At 70.4% G+C, this 18,729-nt stretch carries 14 protein-coding genes and 1 tRNA gene; 3 read left to right on the top strand and 12 right to left on the bottom strand.

The features are described 5' to 3' along the window. Nucleotides 1–8: 8 nt before the first annotated feature. Genes paaZ through AB6V29_RS06660 form a run of 4 tightly spaced genes read right to left on the bottom strand, consistent with a single transcriptional unit; the run spans nt 9 to nt 4,918 of the window. Nucleotides 9–2,060, bottom strand: coding sequence for a phenylacetic acid degradation bifunctional protein PaaZ (paaZ, locus tag AB6V29_RS06675; RefSeq protein ID WP_369357670.1), 2,052 nt, complete (start codon nt 2,058–2,060; stop codon nt 9–11). Further along, entirely contained in the window at nt 2,060–2,935 is an 876-nt protein-coding gene (locus AB6V29_RS06670) for a 3-hydroxyacyl-CoA dehydrogenase family protein (RefSeq protein ID WP_369357668.1), read from the bottom strand. The genes paaZ and AB6V29_RS06670 overlap by 1 nt, the downstream gene beginning before the upstream one ends. Next, nucleotides 2,932–3,735 (bottom strand): enoyl-CoA hydratase/isomerase family protein, encoded by an 804-nt coding sequence (locus AB6V29_RS06665; RefSeq protein ID WP_369357667.1) that lies wholly within the window; start codon nt 3,733–3,735, stop codon nt 2,932–2,934. The genes AB6V29_RS06670 and AB6V29_RS06665 overlap by 4 nt, the downstream gene beginning before the upstream one ends. Continuing rightward, on the bottom strand, nt 3,728–4,918 hold the full coding sequence (locus tag AB6V29_RS06660) for an acetyl-CoA C-acyltransferase (protein ID WP_369357665.1): 1,191 nt from the start codon (nt 4,916–4,918) through the stop codon (nt 3,728–3,730). The genes AB6V29_RS06665 and AB6V29_RS06660 overlap by 8 nt, the downstream gene beginning before the upstream one ends. A gap of 419 nt (nt 4,919–5,337) precedes the next feature. Between AB6V29_RS06660 and AB6V29_RS06655 the strand changes: the two genes are divergently transcribed. Continuing rightward, nucleotides 5,338–5,673 (top strand): ImmA/IrrE family metallo-endopeptidase, encoded by a 336-nt coding sequence (locus tag AB6V29_RS06655; RefSeq protein ID WP_369357664.1) that lies wholly within the window; start codon nt 5,338–5,340, stop codon nt 5,671–5,673. 70 nt (nt 5,674–5,743) lie between these two features. On the opposite strand, the gene AB6V29_RS06650 is transcribed toward AB6V29_RS06655, so the two are convergent. Then, nucleotides 5,744–5,816 (bottom strand) — tRNA-Arg (locus tag AB6V29_RS06650). A 14-nt stretch (nt 5,817–5,830) separates the two neighbouring features. Then, nucleotides 5,831–6,595 carry an NRDE family protein gene (locus AB6V29_RS06645; protein ID WP_369357662.1) on the bottom strand — a complete coding sequence of 255 codons (765 nt, stop codon included), beginning with the start codon at nt 6,593–6,595 and terminating at the stop codon, nt 5,831–5,833. 184 nt (nt 6,596–6,779) lie between these two features. On the opposite strand from AB6V29_RS06645, the gene coaBC reads away from it, so the two are divergent. Then, nucleotides 6,780–7,982 carry a bifunctional phosphopantothenoylcysteine decarboxylase/phosphopantothenate--cysteine ligase CoaBC gene (gene coaBC / locus AB6V29_RS06640; RefSeq protein WP_369357661.1) on the top strand — a complete coding sequence of 401 codons (1,203 nt, stop codon included), beginning with the start codon at nt 6,780–6,782 and terminating at the stop codon, nt 7,980–7,982. 54 nt (nt 7,983–8,036) lie between these two features. Here coaBC and AB6V29_RS06635 read toward each other — a convergent pair whose 3' ends face one another. From AB6V29_RS06635 to AB6V29_RS06610, 6 genes are all read right to left on the bottom strand, one after another. Further along, nucleotides 8,037–8,702 (bottom strand): peroxiredoxin-like family protein, encoded by a 666-nt coding sequence (locus AB6V29_RS06635; RefSeq protein WP_369357659.1) that lies wholly within the window; start codon nt 8,700–8,702, stop codon nt 8,037–8,039. 166 nt (nt 8,703–8,868) lie between these two features. Beyond that, complete coding sequence (locus AB6V29_RS06630) at nt 8,869–10,011, bottom strand: DUF2510 domain-containing protein (protein WP_369357657.1); 1,143 nt, start codon at nt 10,009–10,011, stop codon at nt 8,869–8,871. A 64-nt stretch (nt 10,012–10,075) separates the two neighbouring features. Beyond that, on the bottom strand, nt 10,076–13,561 hold the full coding sequence (locus tag AB6V29_RS06625; protein ID WP_369357655.1) for an error-prone DNA polymerase: 3,486 nt from the start codon (nt 13,559–13,561) through the stop codon (nt 10,076–10,078). A 39-nt stretch (nt 13,562–13,600) separates the two neighbouring features. Beyond that, nucleotides 13,601–15,145, bottom strand: coding sequence for a DNA polymerase Y family protein (locus tag AB6V29_RS06620; protein WP_369357654.1), 1,545 nt, complete (start codon nt 15,143–15,145; stop codon nt 13,601–13,603). Continuing rightward, a complete protein-coding gene (locus AB6V29_RS06615) occupies nt 15,145–15,801 on the bottom strand; it encodes a hypothetical protein (protein ID WP_307317810.1) in 657 nt (218 codons plus the stop codon). Before AB6V29_RS06615 ends, AB6V29_RS06620 begins: the two co-directional genes overlap by 1 nt. Before the next feature lie 228 nt (nt 15,802–16,029). After that, nucleotides 16,030–16,587, bottom strand: coding sequence for a cysteine hydrolase family protein (locus AB6V29_RS06610; protein WP_210073800.1), 558 nt, complete (start codon nt 16,585–16,587; stop codon nt 16,030–16,032). Nucleotides 16,588–16,812: 225 nt separating this feature from the next. Between AB6V29_RS06610 and AB6V29_RS06605 the strand changes: the two genes are divergently transcribed. Continuing rightward, nucleotides 16,813–18,729 carry a glycosyltransferase family 2 protein gene (locus AB6V29_RS06605; RefSeq protein WP_307317812.1) on the top strand — a complete coding sequence of 639 codons (1,917 nt, stop codon included), beginning with the start codon at nt 16,813–16,815 and terminating at the stop codon, nt 18,727–18,729.

The raw sequence follows: 18,729 nt of genomic DNA, 5'->3' as shown, positions 1-18,729 counted from the left end.
CCGCAGGCTCATGCGAGCACCGCCGCGGGAGCAGGCTGCCATGTCTTCGCCACGAGCGTCAGCACGTCGTACTGCGCGACGATCTCGTCGTGCTGGTTGCGGATCACGGCGTCCCAGCGCACCTCGCCGTAGTCGTCGGTCTCGCGTGGGGTGATCTGCTTCGCCGTCAGGGCGACGCGGATGCGGTCTCCGGGTGAGACGGGGGTGACGAAGCGCAGGTTCTCGAGCCCGGAGTTGGCGAGCACCGGACCCGGCGCCGGATCGACGAACAGTCCCGCCGCCCACGACACGAGCAGGTAGCCGTGCGCGACCCGCCCCGGGAAGAAGGGGTTGGCCGCGGCCGACTCCTCGTCCATGTGCGCGTAGAACGTGTCGCCGGTGAAGTTCGCGAAGACCTCGATGTCGTCGAGGGTGACTTCGCGCTCGACCGACTCCACGGCATCCCCGATCCGAAGGTCGGCGAGGGGTTTGCGGAAGGGGTGCGCCCCCGCGGTGTCGGTGTCGGCTCCCGGATGCCACACCCCGGTCAACGCGGTGAGCATGCGGGGCGAGCCCTGGATCGCCGTGCGCTGCATGTAGTGGAGCACCGAGCGGATGCCGCCGAGCTCCTCGCCGCCGCCGGCGCGACCGGGCCCGCCGTGGACGAGGTGCGGGACGGGTGCCCCATGCCCGGTGGAGGTGCGGGCGTCGTCGCGGTCGAGGAACAGCACACGGCCGTTCATCGCCCCCATGCGCGTGAGCAGTTCGGTGGCGACGTCGGGGTCGTGGGTGGCGACGCTCGTGACGAGCGAGCCGCCGCCGCGACCGACGATCTCGGCCGCCTCGGCGACGTCGGCGTACTCGACGATGCTGGCGACGGGACCGAAGGCCTCGATGTCGTTGACGGCCGGTGTCGCGGCATCCGCGAAGGCGAGGAGCATGGGCTGCAGGAAGGCGCCATCGGCGGGCACCCCCGAAGGTGCCTCCGCCGAACCGACGACGAAGCGACCGCCGGCGTCTGCGAGGGCGCGAACCTGGCGCAGCACCTCGTCGCGCTGCTCGATCGAGACGACCGGGCCCATCGTCACGCCCTCGGCGCGCGGATCTCCGATGACCACGCGCTCGGCGATCCTGTCGCGCAGCGCCTGCGCCACGGCATCCGTGGTCCCCACCGGCACGATCGCGCGGCGGATCGCGGTGCACTTCTGGCCCGCCTTGGTGGTCAGTTCGACGAGCAGTTGCTTGACGTACGCGTCGAACTCGGGGGTGCCGGGCACGGCGTCGGGACCGAGGATCGAAGCATTGATCGAGTCGGTCTCGCTCGTGAAGCGCACACCGGGCTTGGCCTGGGCGCGCAGCCGCTCGGCGGTCGAGGCGCTGCCGGTGAAGCCGACGGTGTCGCCGAGGTCGAGCAGATCGAACAGACCCGGGACGCTGCCGCTCACCAGCTGCAGCGAGCCCTCGGGAAGCAGGCCGGTCTCGACGACGATGCGCACCCACGCCTCGGCGATGTAGGCCGTGGGGGTCGCGGGCTTGACGATCGTGGGAAGGCCGGCGAGGAAGGCGGGCGCGAACTTCTCGAGCGCGCCCCACATCGGGAAGTTGAAGGCGTTGATCTGCACCGCGACTCCCGGCAGACGCGTGTAGACGTGCCTCCCGAGGAACGTGCCGTCCTTCGACAGGGGCTCGATCGGACCGTCGAGCACGACCCTGCCGGCGGGGAGCTCCCGCCGCGCCTTCGACGAGAAGGTGAAGAGCACCCCGATGCCGCCGTCGACGTCGCTGAGGGAGTCGCGACGCGTCGAGCCGGAGCGCTCCGACAGGACGTAGAGCTCCTCGCGACGCTCGTTCAACGCGATGGCGAGGTTCTTCAGCACCATCGCGCGCTCGTGGAAGGTGAGGGCGCCGAGGCTCTTCTGACCGGTCTCGCGGGCGTACGCGACGGCGGCGGCGAGGTCGAGACCCGTCGTGCTGATGCGCACGATCTCGACGCCCGTCGACGCGTCGCGGACGATCGCGGCATCCGGGTCGCCTTCGGGGGCCCACCAGTGGCCGTTCACATAGCTGGGGAGAAACGTCATCATTCGCTCCATTCGTAGAATCCGCGGCCGGTCTTTCGGCCCAGGTGCCCCTGGGCGACGAGATCGCGCAGCAAGGCGGGCGGGGTGAAGCGCGCGCCGTACGCGCGCTCGAGCTCCTCGGCGATGCCCAGGCGCACATCGAGCCCGACGACGTCGGTGGTGCGGAGGGGGCCCATCGGATGCCGGTACCCCAGCTCCATCGCGGTATCGATGTCTCGCGCCGAGGCGACGCCCTCTTCGAGCATGCGGATGGCCTCGAGGCCCAGGGCGACCCCGAGGCGGCTCGACGCGAAGCCCGGCGCATCGCGCACGACGACAGCGGTCTTGCCGATGGCCTCCACCCATCGGGTCGCGCGCGTCACAACCTCGGGCGCGGTGTCGGCACCCGTCACGACCTCGACCAGCGCCGATGCCGGCACGGGGTTGAAGAAGTGCAGGCCGAGGAAGCGCTGAGGGCGTCGGAGCGACGCGGCGAGCGCGTCGATCGAGATGGAGGAGGTGTTGGATGCCACGACCGCCTCGCCGCGCACGGTCTCCTCGATGCGCGCGAGGGCGTCGAGCTTGAGAGCGCGGTCCTCGGGGACGGCCTCGATCACGAGGCCCGCCTCGGCGAACGCGTCGGTGTCGGTGCCGGTCGTGAGGGCGTCGGCATCTGGAAGCCGCGTGCCCCGCGCTGCCGAGCGGGCGAGAGCGGCCTCGACGCGGCCCCGCGCCTGGGCGGCGGTTTCCGCATCGCGCTCGACGACGTGCACGCGGGCTCCCGCGATCAGGAACGCGTGGGCGATGCCGGCCCCCATGCGGCCTCCGCCGAGCACACCGACGACGACGGGAACGGATGGCGTGTCTCGGACCGTGGCGGTAACGGGGGAGGTCATCTCTTCTTCCTCTCGAGGAACGCGGTCATGCGGGCGTACTTGTCCGCGCTGTCGAACAGCTCGGCCTGCAGCTCGCCGTCGATGGCGGGGTGCGCGTTGCGCGGGGCGAGCAGGGCACGCTTGGTGAGGATCGTCGCGCGTGCGGAGTTCGCGGCGATCCGGTCGGCGACCGCGTGAGCGGAGTCGAGCAGATCCTGGGGCTCGTGGATGCTCGAGAGCAGCCCCCAGGCGAGCGCTTCGTCGGCGTCGATCACGCGGGCGGTGAGCAGCAGCTCGCTCGCGCGGGCGTGTCCGACGATCTCGGGCAGGCGCCACGAGGCTCCCGCCGCGGCGATGATGCCGAGACCCGGTTCGGGGTTGCCGAAGCGCACGCGAGGTGTCCCCAGGCGGATGTCGGCGGCGTAGGCGAGCTCGGCTCCCCCGCCCAGCGCGAATCCGTCGACGGCGGCGACCACGGGCATGGGCAGGCGGCGGATGCGATCGAACACCGTGGCGTTGATCCCGCGGCGGGCGTCGTCGCCCGTGCGGTCGCGGAGCTGGGCGATGTCGGCCCCCGCGGCGAAGATGCCGCCGGCTCCGGTGAGGATGAGGATGCGCGGACGCTCCTCGAGGTCCGCACAGAGGGCGTGCAGCTCGTCGACCATCGCCTGATCGATCGCATTGCGGCGGTCGGGTCTGTCGAGGGTGGCGACGACACGGTCGTCGCGGGCGTCGATGCGGAGCCGGGCGGGCGAGCCTGACGCATCGGCGTCGGAACCCGGCGAAGCCTCCCGCCCCCTGGCCAGGGGCGACTCAGCCATGGGCCCGCTCCAGGATCATCGCCGTGCCCTGCCCCACCCCGACGCACATCGTCGCGAGGCCGTACCGCGCGTCCTCGCGTTCCAGGCGGCCGAGCAGCGTCACGATCAACCGCGAGCCGCTCGACCCCAGGGGGTGACCCAGCGCGATCGCCCCGCCGTCGGCGTTGACGATCTCGGGGTCGAGCCCGAGTCGCCGCACGCACGCGATCGACTGCGACGCGAAGGCCTCGTTGAGTTCGACGGCTCCCAGAGCGGATGCCGACAGCCCCGCCTTGGCGAGAGCCTTCTCGGTCGCGGGCACGGGACCGAGCCCCATGACCTCGGGCGCCAGCGCGGCGGAGGCATGCGCGACGATCCGCGCGCGCGGACGCAGTCCGAACCGTTCGACGGCGGCGGCGCTGGCCACGACGATCGCGGACGCCCCGTCGTTGAGCGAGCTGGAGTTGCCCGCCGTCACGACCTCGCCGCCCTTGACGACGGGTCGGAGTCGCGCGAGCGCATCGAGCGAGGTGTCGCGACGCGGACCCTCGTCGGTGTCGATCACGCCCCGGGCGGTCTCGACGGCCACGATCTCGGCGCGGAAGCGACCGGCATCCTGAGCCTGGATCGCCCGCTGGTGGCTGCGCAGTGCGAAGGCGTCCGCGTCGGAGCGCGAGACGCCGTCGACGCGGGCGACCTCTTCGGCCGTTTCGGGCATGGCGAAGGTGGCCTTGTCGCGCGCGGCGAGGCGCGGGTTGGTGAAGCGCCAGCCGATCGACGTGTCGAAGGCCGCCCCGGGCTTCGCCCACGGCTTCTCGGGCTTCGCCTGCACCCAGGGAGCACGGGTCATCGACTCCACGCCGCCCGCGACGATCACCTCGGCATCGCCCGCGCGGATCGCCTGAGCGGCGAGCGCGATCGCGCTCATTCCCGAGGCGCAGAGGCGGTTGACGGTGAGCCCCGGGATGCTGTCGGGAAGCCCCGCGAGCAGAACGGCCATGCGGGCGACGTTGCGATTGTCTTCGCCGGCCTGGTTCGCCGCACCGAGGATGACCTCGTCGACGGCCTCGACGGGAACGCCCGCGCGAGCCACCGCTTCGCCGACCACCAGCGCCGCCAGATCGTCGGGACGAACGGATGCCAGAGCCCCGCCGTACCGTCCGACCGGGGTGCGCACACCTCCGATGAGAAACGCGTCCGCCATCGCCACCCTCTCCCCCGCCGACTCTGGCGGGGCCCGTCCACCTCACCCGCGAGGTTTTCCGACCGATCGTTCAGTAATCATGGCAGAAGGCGTCTCCCGAGGCAACGGCGCTCACCTCACATTGCCGCTATGGGCGAGCGTTCACACCCCGTCGGCTCATGTGATCATTCGCATGGTGCACGTGTGGTTGCCCGTGTCACAGCTGCAGCGCTCCCTCGAGCCGGGGGCCTCATCTTCGACAAGAACAAGCGAATCGCGATCGTCCGCACGGTCGAGGTGCGCGGCTGCAAGGTGCTGCGCTCGATGACGTTCGATGCTGGCCCGGCGCGGCGTTAGCTCATCGGCTACTTCCCCAAGGATGCAACGAGCCTGGCAGTGGGGTGCACCTCGTCCGAGTACGTCAAGAAAGCCACGAGCCCGTGGTCTCCCACTTCGGCCTCACCCCCATCAAGCGCGCGTGCGTCCTCGCGCCCGAGCTCGGTCATGCGTTCCACGGTCACCAAGGGCGCGACGATCCCGCCGCCGAGGCCGCGGCCGATGCGTACGCGGCCGCCCTGCTCGTCGCCCCCGCTCACTACGCGCGGCTCGAATCGATCGGGCTAAGCACCGGCGAGGTCGCCGAAGAGTTGGCGGTCACGGTCGAGATGCTCCGTGCCTTCGTCGAGCACCACCTCGTCCGCGTCCGCGGCGCCGCGTACACGCGGCCGCATCTCGGAGGCCACCAGCACGGTCATCTCGCACGCTGGGCGTCATGAGCCCATGACGCCGCTCGCTTGAGTGCGATCGCGACGAGAACACGACCCTGTCGAGCGTGTCCCCTCGGTGTGCCCCCGACAGGATTCGAACCTGCGACGCCCGCGTTAGGAGTGCGGCGCTCTATCCCCTGAGCTACGGAGGCGGGATCACCCCAGCCTACTGCGACGCTTCCGCGCGCGCGGCGCCGGACGGACGCGCGAGCGGAACGCTCTCACGCAGGGCGTCGACGAGGCCGGCATCCCACCGCCCCGGCTCCGCGAGCGTCGCCTCGCGCAGATCCACCCCGTCGGGGCCGATGCTCGCGACGCAGACCAGGAGCGACTCGAGCACGAGCCCGTCATGCGCGTCCCGGCGCAGGACAGACGCCTCGGGTTCGTGCGTGGCCCTCTCGATCACGCCGAGCCATGGCATCCACCAGTCGTCTCCGGCAGCAAGGCCCGCCCCGCGGAAGGCGTCGAGCCAGCGGGCGATACGGGGGGTGCCCGAGTCGTCGACGGCGTGGTGGGCGACCATGTGCGTGCCGGGGGTCAGCGGCGTGCGACGCGAGACAAGGCCGTCCCACTCCACCAGGTGCGCGCCCGTGGCATCCACCTCCACGAGATTGAAGCCGCGGGTGGCGGGACGGTTCGGGATGCCGGCCCCCACCGCGTCGAGGGGAACGCTGCCACGGCTGACGACCTCATCGTCGCGGCGGTCGGAGAGGTCCTCGCGATTGAGCAGCACCGCCAGCCGCCGAGCGGTCGGATCGACTGCGAGCCAGGCACCGCCGGCGCGGTCGTCTCGCACGCCCACGATGCCGTCGCGCTCGGGCCACCAGGGTCCGATGCCGCGCCAGGGGCGGTCGCGGTCCTCGTCGCGGACGGCGAGCACCCGCACGGGTTCGCCGGGAGCGGTGGGGACGTCGATCACGACGGTGCACATTGCCCCCACGCTACCCTCGCGAGGCAGGCGTCGGGCAGGTCCGAGGGTGCCGGCGTCCGTCAGGAGAACAGACGCGGCGCGGGAACGGGCCCTTCGACTCCGAACCCCCCTGTTCTGGTCATTGTCCCTGTTCTCGTCGCACCGCCTGCACCCGTCGCGGACGCCGACCTGGAAGACTGTGACGATGTTCGTCGTCGTCGGAGTGACCGGGGGCATCGCCGCCTACAAGACCGTGAGCCTCGTGCGCCTCCTCGTGAAGGCGGGACACGACGTGCACGTCATCCCCACCGAAGACGCTCTGCGCTTCGTCGGCCTGCCCACCTGGGAGGCGCTCAGTCGCAACCCGGTGACGACCTCCGTGCACGACGACGTCGCGCGCGTCCGACATGTCGCCCTGGGCCAGTCCGCCGATCTCGTGATCGTGGCACCCGCGACCGCGAACACCCTCGCCGCGATGACGGCGGGATTGGCGTCCGACCTGCTCGGCACGACCCTGCTCGCGACGACCGCCCCGGTGGTCGTCGCCCCCGCGATGCACACGGAGATGTGGCGGCATCCGGCCACCGAGCACAACATGAACGTGCTGCGCGCTCGCGGCGTGCACGTGGTCGGACCCGCCGACGGCGTCCTCACCGGCGGCGACTCAGGCCCGGGGCGCATGTCGGAGCCCGAGGAGATCGTCGCCGTCGCCCTCGCTCTGGTCGAACGACCCCGTGACCTCGACGGACTCTCGATCGTCGTGAGTGCCGGGGGCACGCGCGAGCCCATCGACCCCGTGCGCTTCCTCGGCAATCGCTCGAGCGGACGGCAGGGGGTGGCGATCGCGCGAGCCGCTGCCGATCGCGGCGCACGTGTGACACTCGTCGCCGCCCATCTCGACGCCGACGTCCGTCCCGACGCTCGCGTCGAGGTGATCGCCGCGGGCACCGCTGACGAACTCGGACAGGCGATGGATGCCGTGGCACCCGACGCCGATGTCATCGTCATGGCCGCGGCGGTGGCGGATTACTCCGTCGCCGCGGTGTCGGAGCACAAGCTCCGCAAGCAGGACTCCCCCGACGGCCTCGTCCTCGAACTGCGCGAAAACCGTGACATCGTCGCGGGGCTCGTGTCCGCACGGCGGGTGGGGCAGACGATCGTCGCTTTCGCCGCCGAGACGGTCGCCGACGACGCGGAACTCCTCGAGCGGGCTCGTGTGAAGGCGGACCGCAAGGGAGTCGATCTTCTGGCCGCGAATGCCGTGGGCTGGACGCGCGGTTTCGAGACGACGGGCAATGCGCTGACGATCGTGGATGCCGCGGGCGAGATCGTCGCGATCACGTCGGGCTCGAAGGACGACACGGCGCACGCTGTGCTCGACGCTGTTCTGGCGGTGCGCCGCCGCTGAGGGAGCGGTCGCAAGCCGCCCGCCGAGGCCCGACGCCCCGGCGGACGGCGACGATCAGTTGTCGCCGAGGCGGTCGACGGCTCCGACGATGTCGGTGACTTCGGTACGCGAGGTGTAATCGACGTGGACATCCGCGAAACGGATGCGTCCGGTTCGATCGATCACGTACACCGAGGGGAAGGGCACGCGCGCCGTCGCGTCTGCGTTGCTGTCCGAGACGGCGAATCCGAGCTCCGTGTGCGCTTCTTGGGCGTGCGCACTCGGTTCCGTGACGATTCCGAACCGGTCGGCCAGGACGTTGCCCGGATCGGACAGAACCGTGAAATCGAGGCTGTTGTTGCCCTGGCTCTGCGCGGTGCCGTCGGCGGTCTGGGGTGAGATCGCCACGAGCTGCGCCCCTCGTTCTTCGAGCGCCGGCAGGAGGTCCTGCTGGTAGGTACGCAGGGTGATGTTGCAGTACGGGCACCACGCGCCGCGGTAGAAGACGACGACGGTCGCGGCGTCGTCGAGGACGGACGAGAACGAGACCGCCGCGCCGTCGGCGGTCAGCAGATCGGCGTCCGGAGCCGTGTCGCCCTCTCCGAGCGCGCCGTCCGGCACACCGGCGGCGCGAAGCTCGCTCTGCTCCCCGGAGAAGACCGCGGCGAGGCGATCGCCAATCTGTGATTCGAAGCCGACGTTGAAGTCGTCGACCTGCTGAGCGATGGATGGTGTGGACATGCGTGGCCTCCCCGGCGGTACCGACATCGGGCATCGGTTCGAGGAGCGTATGCCAGCCGAAAGAGGCCTCGGGCGACGATGTCGCGGAGCGGAACATAACGTCACGCAACGTCATCGTCGAAGAGAAGGGGGCACCACCGAATCGATCGGCAGCACCCCCTTCGCGTCAGTAGCCGTAGCTGCTGGAGAACTCGCTGATGAGCGCCGTCATCTGTGACACCAGCACGACGATCCAGACGATGAACGCGATGACCACGGCGACGTTGACCGCAATGGACGCCCAGATCGGGGCGAGCCCCGAACCGGTGCGGCGGCGCAGGATGACGCCGCGGCCGATGATGTACACCAGCCCCGAGCCGATGGCCAGCACGAAGAAGCTGAAAGCCCAGTGGAACGGGCGATCGACGCCGCGTGCGCGCAGCTGACGCCAGTCGAGGAAGGCGAACAGCACCGTGAGCGCCGAAACCACGATGCTCACGACCGACGTCACCACGGTGATGAGTGCGGTCGCCGCGTTGGTGCCGGCCATCGACGCGGGACCCGAATCGTACGAGTACACGCCGGCGTAGAAGGCGTCACGGAAGTACGACGACCAGTCGAAGATGACCACGCCGAGCAGGCTGAGCAGCGGCAGGAAGACCATCAGCCACACCCACACGGTGTTGGTCTTGATGTCGCGGCGGGGGGCGGCGGTGTCGTAGGTCACCGGAGGTGCGCTCGGGTAGCCGGGAGTCGCGCCGTAACCCGCACCTGCGGCGGCCGCACCCGCACCGTACGCCGGAGCGGCGGGGTACGACGGGGCGCTCGGGAACGCCGGAGCCGACGTGTACGCCGGGGCCTCGGGAGGAGCGACGGGAGCGGCGGGCGGCGTCACGGGCGGGACTCTCGTGCCGGTTGCGGTAGATGCGGCCCCTGCCGGGGTCACGGCTGCGGGACCGTCGTGCGGGTCGAGGCTCGCCGAGATGTCGTGCGACGACCCGGTGGCGTTCGCACCACCGGACGGGGAGTCGCTATCGAGTCCCTCCGCGGGGCTGTGGCCCGCCGCGGACTGGTCTGCAGACGTGGAACCGTCAGCCGACGAGAATGCCTCGGCGAGCGCGGACCCGGGGGACGCGGCGGACTCTTCACCGGTGCGCGATCCCGCCCCGGAGTCAGCGGCAGCGTGCTGTTCGGTTTCGCTCGGCGCGGCCGGCTCGCCGCCCGCGGAACGTACCTCATCGGTCCAGCTCGTGCCGTTCCAGCGGCGTAGACCACCGCCCCCCGCGGGGTCGGGATACCAGCCGTCGGGCGGAGTGGGAGTGTCAGTCATGTCGTTTCCCCTGTCAGGTGCGGAACCGGGCGAGATGGCCCGAGTCTAGTGATGGCATCCGACGTCATCGGAAGTCTCGCGACGCGTGCGCCACGCCCACCCGGAGATCGGTGAACCCGTCGGCGATCACATTTGTCACTCCCTCGACCGAGCGTTCGAGCATCCCCCGCACGATGAGAGCGGGTGATTCACGTGCGATCCGGCGGTATCTGTTCCACACGCCGACAGAGCAGATGATGTTCATCAACCCGTGCTCGTCTTCGAGGTTGAGGAACGTGATCCCGGATGCCGTCGCCGGCCGTTGCCGGTGGGTGACGAGTCCGGCCACCTCGATACGCCGATCGGTTTCGCAGGTGCGCAACTCGCGCGAGGTCAGCACCCCGCGGGCATCGAGAGCGGCGCGGAAGTGGGTGAGCGGGTGGTCGTCGGCCGACAGCCCCGTCGCCCAGAGGTCGGACGCGAGGATCTCATAGCTCGACGGATCGGTGAACAAGGGCGGCTGCACGGCCACCAGCGAGTCGGGAAGAAACTCCGGGCGGTCCAGAGCGGCCGAGCCCGACAGCCAGATCGCCTCGCGCCGCGTGTGCCCGAGGCACTCGAATGCGCCGGCCGTGGCGAGGGCCTCGAGCTGCGCGGTCACCATCCCCGTACGGCGAACGAGGTCGCGCAGATCGCGGTAGTCCCCGTTGGCCTCTCTCTCGGTGACGATGCGCTCGGCGACCGTGGCACCGATTCCGGTGACCCCGGCCAGCCCGAGACGCACGGCGAATCCCCCGTCGCGGCGATGAGCGCGCGTCTCGTCGGCTTCGGAAGGGTCGAACTCCCCCGTCGGCGGTTGAACCGCGTGCGCGCACGCGTCGAGCCCGGTCGGTACACCTCTTGCCGGATGGGGCTCCGATCCCGTCTCCGCCGCCGGGCCCACGGCATCCGCCCGCTCTGTTCCGGTCCTTCCCGGCGTGTCATCGGCTCTCTCGAGGGTGGCCTCGACTCCCGAACGCAGGAGGTCGGGTCGACGCACCTGCACCCCGTGGCGGCGGGCGTCGGCGGTGAGCGTGGCGGGTGAGTAGAACCCCATGGGCTGCGCGCGCAAGAGACCGGCGAGGAACGCCGCCGGGTAGTGCAGCTTGATCCAGGAACTGGCGTAGACCAGCAGAGCGAATGACAGCGAGTGCGACTCGGCGAAACCGAAGTTGGCGAACGCCTGGACCTTGGCATAGAGCTCGTCGGCGACCTGCCCCACCAGACCGTTCTCGGCCATGCCCGCGTACAGCGTCTCGCGGAGGGAGTCGATGCGCTCGAGCCCACGCTTGGAGCCCATGGCCCGGCGAAGCAGGTCGGCGTCTTCGGCGGAGCAGTTGCCGATGGCGACGGCCATCTGCATGAGCTGTTCTTGGAACACCGGCACCCCCATCGTGCGCTCGAGCACCGGCTCGAGCTTGGGGTGCACGTAGGTGATCGCCTCCTGTCCGAGCTTGCGACGCACGAACGGATGGACGGCCCCGCCCTGGATGGGCCCGGGACGGATGAGGGCGATCTGCACCACGAGGTCGTAGAACTTCCGCGGCTGCAGTCGAGGCAAGAGGCCCATCTGGGCGCGCGACTCCACCTGGAACACCCCGATCGAGTCGGCTCGGCACAGCATGTCGTACACCGCCTTCTCTTCCTTGGGCAGTGTCGACAGCTCCCAGTTCTCGCCCGTCGCCCCGCGGATGAGGTCGAAGCAGTACTGCAGCGCCGCGAGCATGCCGAGGCCCAGCAGGTCGAACTTGACCAGCCCCATCCAGGCGGCGTCGTCTTTGTCCCACTGGATCACCGTGCGGTTCTCCATGCGCGCGTGCTCGATGGGAACGACCTCGCCCACCGGGCGGTCGGTGAGCACCATGCCGCCCGAGTGGATGCCGAGGTGCCGCGGTGCCTTCAGCAGCTCCGACGCGAACTCGATGACCTGGTCGGGGATGTCGTGGTCGGCTCCGGTCTCGAGCGTCGCCCCCCACCGCTCGACCTGCTTCGACCAGGCGTCCTGCTGCCCCGGGGAGTGCCCGAGTGCCCGGGCCATGTCGCGCACGGCGTTCTTCGGTCGGTACTGGATGACGTTCGCCACCTGGGCCGCTCGCTCCCGCCCGTACTCGCCATAGACCCACTGGATGATCTCTTCCCGGCGGTCGGAATCGAAGTCGACGTCGATATCGGGCTCTTCGTCGCGCAGGCTCGACAGGAACCGCTCGAACGGCAGCTTGTAGAAGATCGAGTCGACCGCGGTGATGTCGAGCAGATAGCAGACCGCGCTGTTGGCCGCCGAGCCGCGCCCCTGGCACAGGATGCCGCGCCGACGCGCTTCGGCGACGATGCCGTAGACGATGAGGAAGTAGCCCGGGAAGTCCTTCATCTCGATGACACCCAGTTCGCGCTCGATGCGGCGCCGGTCGTCGTCGGACAGGTTGGGGTACTTCCGCGGGACGGCCTCCCACACCAGGTGCCGCAGCCACGACATGGGGGTGTGCCCCTCGGGCACCGTCTGCTTCGGCAGGGCGGGCTTGGCCCGACGCAGCGGGAAGGCGATCTCATCGGCGAGCTCGACCGTGCGGGCCACCGCTCCCGGATACCGCCGGAACCGCGCCGCCATCTCCACCCCCGAGCGCAGGTGCGCCCCGGCGTGGGCCGGGAGCCAGCCGTCGAGCTCGTCGAGGCCGCGGTTCGCCCGCACCGCGGCGACGGCGGCCGCGAGCAGCTCTTTCTGCGGAGCGGCGTAGTGCACGTTGTTGGTGGCGAGGATCGGCAGGCCCCGCTCGGCGGCGAGGCCGGCGAGTACATCGTTGCGGCGGGAGTCGAGCGGGTCGCCGTGATCCGTCAGTTCGACGTAGACGGCCTCCGCGCCGAACAGGGCGACGAGGGTGTCAAGCTCACGCGCGGCTCCGGTCGGACCCTCGAAGGCGAGAGCCTGACGCACCGCCCCCTTTCGGCATCCGGTCAGCACCGCCCACTGCGGGTCGCTCGGTCCTCCGGCGCGCTCGGCGAGGTCCTCGAGGTCGTAGACAGGTCGCCCTTTCTCGGCGCCGGTGAGCTGGGCGTGGGTGATGGCCGCGGCGAGACGGTGGTAGCCCTCTTCCTGACGGGCGAGGACGAGGAGGTGCGAACCCATCGGGTCGGCTTCACCGTTCTGGGGACCGGTGAGCCCGAGCGAGAGCTCCGCACCGAAGACGGTGTGCACCGCCCTCTGCTCGGCCGCCTCGGCGAATCGCACGATCCCGTAGAAGCCGTCGTGGTCCGTCAGAGCAAGAGCGTGCAGGCCCAGTCGCTCGGCCTCTTCGACGAGCTCTTCGGGAGAGGACGCACCGTCGAGGAACGAGTACGACGAGTGCGCGTGCAGTTCGGCATAGGGCACGGTGTCGGCCGGTCGCTCGATCGAGGGCGGTACGTAGGCGCCGCGCTTGTGCGACCACGCCGGACTGTCGCCGCCGTCACCGTTCGGCGGGGCGCTGGTAGGACGGCGGGCGTCGCTGAGCAGGCGCTCGAGCTCCGACCACTTCACGGGAGGATTGGTCCACCCCATCAGCGCGCCCTGACCCCGAGGACGAAGTCGGGTCGGTTCTCAGTCATACCGCCCCTCCGCTCGCCACTCGCCCTCTTCGACCACCAGGAGCCACGCACCCCCATCGGCGTCCACCACCTGGAACCGGTGCGCCTTGCGCGCGCGCAAGGCGTCCCACCCCCGCTCGCTGATCGGCCAGGGGCCCGCCCACTCGCTGATGCGGCGTCGCTGCCCCGCGGTCTCGAGAACGGCGGGCGGAGCGCTCAAGACGTCGCGCTCGCCCACCGTGACCGGAGCCCCCGCGATGTCGGTGACTCCCACCAGACGCGGTTCGGGATAGACGGTGGCGGGCAGGGGGTCGGGGAGGCTACCGGGCCACGGCCGCGTCCGCACCTTGTCGGTGACCGCACGATCACCCCACGGCACGAGCACCTGGCGCTCGGCGAGCCAGCGCCCGCCGCCGATCGTCGGGGTCACGACTGCGCGGTGTCCGAGCATGGCCTGCACGCGCGAGAGCGCGTGGTGCACACGCTCGTCGGGTCCGGCCCCGAACAGCCCCTTGGCGTGGTGCGCTGCGGCGTCGACGGCCTCGGGCTCGATGTGCACGCCCGCGACACCGCTGCCGAAGATGCCCTGGGCATCTTCGGCGAGCTGCCAACGCACGCGGTCGACCACCCCGGCGGCGTCGAACGAGCCGGGGTGCAGCCATACGCGCTCACTGCGCTCGCCCCGCTCCCCCGAGAGCACGACCCGCAGCTCCGTGCAGACGAGGTCGTGCGCACCGAGCTGGGCGATGAACTCCTCGGCGGCCACGCGCATGCCGAACGCGATCTGGTCGGCGAGCTCGAGCGGTGGTTCGAACGCGACATCGCGGTGCAACTCGGGCGGGGGTGTGCGCGGCTGGACCGGTTGGGAATCGAGTCCCCCGGCGAGCGCGTGCAGGCGCACGCCCCTCTCGCCGAAACGCTCTCGTACTCGTTCGACCGAGAGCCCGGCCAGCTCTCCCAGGGTGTGCACGCCCAACCGCGACAGCAGGCTGCCGAACTCGTCGTCGTCGAGGGTCGCGATCGAGAGGGGCGCGAGGAAAGCTCCGGCCTCGCCGGGTTCGACGATGCGGACGGGGTCGTCGGCCGCAGCCGAACGAGCGGCCTGCTCGGCGGTGAACACCCCGTCGGCGACGCTCGCACGCACGCCGGCGAACCCGTCGTCGTCGAGCTGACGGATCAGCATCCGAGCCGCCTCGAGTTCGCCGCCGTAGTACCGCGCCGGCCCCCGCGCCCGAAGAGCGCAGAGCCCCGGCCGCACGACATGCACCCCGGGCGCGCGCTCCTCGATCCGGGCGACCACCGGGGCGAACGCCCGCACGTCCCGTACCGGGTCGGCCGGCACCACCTGCAGCCCGGGGCACAACGCCTGCGCGTCACGGCGCTTCTGCCCGCGGCGTACGCCCTGTGCGCGAGCCGCCCACGAGCACGCGATGACGAGGTTGTGCGCGAAAACCGCCACCGCGGCATCCGGTCGAGGAGGACTGACGGCCTCGCTCACGAACGCCGTGATGGGCCAGTCGGGGAACCACAGCACGAGGCTGCGCGTCGGGGCCTGCATCACCCCACCGCCCGCACCGGGAACGCGGTGCGCTCGCGCGGAACCAGACGCTCGGCCGGAGCGCCCAGCAGCTCGATCGACCCGTCGGCCGCGGGCAGCAGCATGCGGGCGCGCCGGGGGTTCGGCGAACGGCGGCTGGTCACCGACACGGTCAGTTCGCGACCAGCCAGATACCCGTGCCCCTGGCCGAGCCCCGACCATCGGGGGTCGGCCACGTCGATCACGGCCTCGGCCTGGGGCCAGGCTCCCTGCACGAGCAGCACCGACCCGCGATCGCGCAGGCGAGCGGCCAGTCGCGTGGTCTCGGCACCCCCGCGCGCGGCCGTCGATCCCGAGGGAGGGCGCACGGCCACCACGGGGAGCACCTCGGTGATCGTCGCCGTCACGGCCAGCCACCGGGGACCCGGATCGGGGATGAACACGAGACGGTCGAGATCGAGACCGTACTTCTCTGCGGCCTCGGCGCCGAGCTCGGGCATGCCGATCACCCCGCACCACGCCCCGTCTTGGGAGGGACGGGCCATGAGCGCCAGCAGAAGAGAGGCCGAGCGGGTCAGCGCGTACGCCGACCCCGGCCGCAGGCCCCCACCGGGTAGCAACGACGAGAACGCCGGGTGCGTCGGCAGGACGGGGGCGTCCATGCGGCGCCCCTGCATGCGCTCGAGGCGATCGCGCAGCGCATGGATATCGGGTACGGCCTGTACCTGGTCTCTCACGATCGCCCTCACTCCCACAGGTTAGAACATCTGTTCGATGACCTCAATCCCTGTGGGTCGAAGATACGATCGACCTCCGACATCGCGCGGAAAGCGCCGATCGCGAAACGAAAAGCGCGCGCGGGCTCGCCGACATCCCGCCGAGGACGGCTCCGTGCACACGCCGTTTCAGACCAGATCGGTCGTCGCGGTGATCCGCGCGAACCCTCCCTGCTGCAGCACGACGGCCGTGTTCGCCATGAGTTCGGCGGCCGTGCGGGTGACGGTCCCGAGCCCCGCGATCTCTCCGCTCAGGTCGAAGGTGCGCGTGGCATCCAGCACCACGGTCACGTCGTAGCCGAGGTTTCCCGCCATGCGCGCGGTCGTCTCGACGCACATGTTCGTCTGGATGCCGCAGATCACCAGTTCCCGGATGCCGCGCTCGCCCAGCCAAGCGTGCAGGTCGGGGTCTCCGTAGAACGCCGAGTTGACGCTCTTCGACACGACGAGGTCCGCCGGGGCGTCGGCGACCACCTCCACGAGGGCGTTGCCCTCGGCATCGGGGTGAAGGGGGGAACCGGGAGAGGCCGAATCGTGCCGCACGACGACGATCGGCTCCTCCGCCCGGCGCCAGGCGTCGATCAGCGAGGCGACGTTGCGTTCGCAGTCGGGGTTCGCGGTCGGCCCCCAGAAGGCGAGGTCGTCGAACCCCTGCTGCATGTCGATGACGAGGAGAGCGCGGGCCATGCATCCATCTCACCACCCGAGCGGTGCTTCTCGGACCGAGGAGACGAACCTTGTCGTTTCGGTCGCTCGCGCGTCAAGGACTGTGCGGGTGAACTTCTTCTCAAACAGGATGAAAAGTAGACGGAAAGGTTCACAAACGTGATCGTCGAAACCACCATTCATCGCGACGACCTGCGACGAGAGGTTCGGCGTCGAGAGCTGTCGAAGGCGCGACGTCTCGCTCTCGTGCGAATCATCGTGATCCTGTCGGCCGCCACGGGACTCAACTACATCACGTGGCGCTGGCTCGCCTCGGTGAACTGGGAGTCCTGGTGGATCGCCGTCCCCCTCGTCCTCGCCGAGACCTACAGCCTCATCGACTCCCTGCTGTTCGGCCTGGGGGCGTGGCGACTCCGCGAGCGCCACGACGCTCCCCCGCTCCGGCACGACGTCACGGTCGACGTGCTCGTGACCACCTACAACGAGCCCCTCGACCTCGTGATGCACACCGCCCGCGCGGCGAAAGCGATCCGCTACCCGCACGAGACGTGGATCCTCGACGACGGCGATCGCCCCGAGCTGCGCGCTCTCGCCGAGGCCGAGGGCATCGGGGTGGTCACCCGCTCAGAGGCGTGGCGGGACCGCCCGCGCCACGCGAAGGCCGGCAACCTCAACAACGCCCTCATGGTGACCGAGGGCGAGTTCCTTCTGATCCTGGATGCCGATCAGGTGCCGTCCCCCGATATCCTCGACCGCACCCTCGGGTGGTTCGAAGACGACACCGTCGCGCTGGTCCAGACGCCCCAGTGGTTCGTGAACGTGCCCGTGAGCGACCCGCTGGGGAGCCAGGCCCCGTTGTTCTACGGCCCCATCCAGCAATCCAAGGACGGCTGGAACGCCGCCTTCTTCTGCGGGTCGAACGCGATCCTCCGCCGCGAGGCCATGATGCAACTGGGCGTCTCGCGCTACGTCGGCGAGGTCACCCTCGCGGTGAACCGTGGCATCCGCTCCTCCCGTCGGGTTCTCGCCCGTGCTCGCCGCGAGCACGTCTCCGATCCCCGCATCACGGCATCCCTCGACGCGGTCGGGCGAGCCCTCGACGATCTGAAGTCGGGGATCGCCCGCGGGGACGCTCTGGCGGATCTGACGTTCGCGTTCCAGCGCCGCATCGTCGAGGTGCGCCGAGAGCTCGCCGACCAGGACATCGCGAGCGTGCGCGCCGAACTCGCCGAGCTGGCCGAGGTCACCGGCGACCCCGCCGCTCTGGCCGCCGTCGACGACCTCGCCCTCGACGCCCTCGGCGAGCGCAGCCTGTCGCCGCTGGCCGCGGTGGAGTCGGTGAGCATGCTCGTGGAGTCCTTCGACGTCGGACGCGAAGAGGAGGCCCAGGCGATCATGCCCCTGGCCACCATCTCGGTCACCGAGGACATGGCCACCTCGATGCGCCTGCACGGCCTCGGGTGGACGTCGGTCTACCACGACGAGGTCCTCGCGAAGGGACTCGCCCCCGAGGACCTGCCCACCATGCTCACCCAGCGCCTGCGTTGGGCCCAGGGCACCATGCAGGTCATGTTCCGCGAGAATCCGCTGGTGCAGAAGGGCCTCAGCTGGGGTCAGCGCTTGATGTACTTCGGCACCATGTGGAGCTACCTGTCCGGGTTCGCGGCGATCGTCTACGTCGCCGCCCCCGTGCTGTACCTGTCTTTCGGGGTCATGCCCGTCCAGGCGTGGAGCGTGGACTTCTTCGCCCGCTTCATCCCGTTCTTCGTCATCAACCAGGTGCTCTTCCTCGTCGTCGCGAACGGACGCCCCACCTGGCGCGGCGCGCAGTACTCATTGGCGCTCTTCCCGGTCTGGATCCGTGCGGTGACCAGCGCGTTCGACAACGTCTACCGCGGTCGCTCGCTCGGCTTCTCGGTGACCCCGAAGACGCGCTCGCTCGAGAACCGCCCGCGGTGGGATCTGGTGAAGCCGCAGCTGTGGGTGATGGGCGCCATGATCGCCTCCCTCGGTGTCGTGGCGATCCGCTATGCCGCCGGTCAGGCCGAGGGCATCGCTCCCCTGATCAACATCGCGTGGGTCCTCTACGACCTCGCTGTCTTCAGCATCATCGTGCGCGCGGTGCTGTACTCCGCCTCCGATCACCAACCGAAGGGTTATTGA

The sequence above is a fragment of the Microbacterium sp. 20-116 genome (genome assembly GCF_041079415.1).
Classification (GTDB): Bacteria; Actinomycetota; Actinomycetes; order Actinomycetales; family Microbacteriaceae; genus Microbacterium.
The sequence above is the reverse complement of the archived record's forward strand: the minus strand, read 5'-3'. Positions and strand labels throughout refer to the sequence as shown.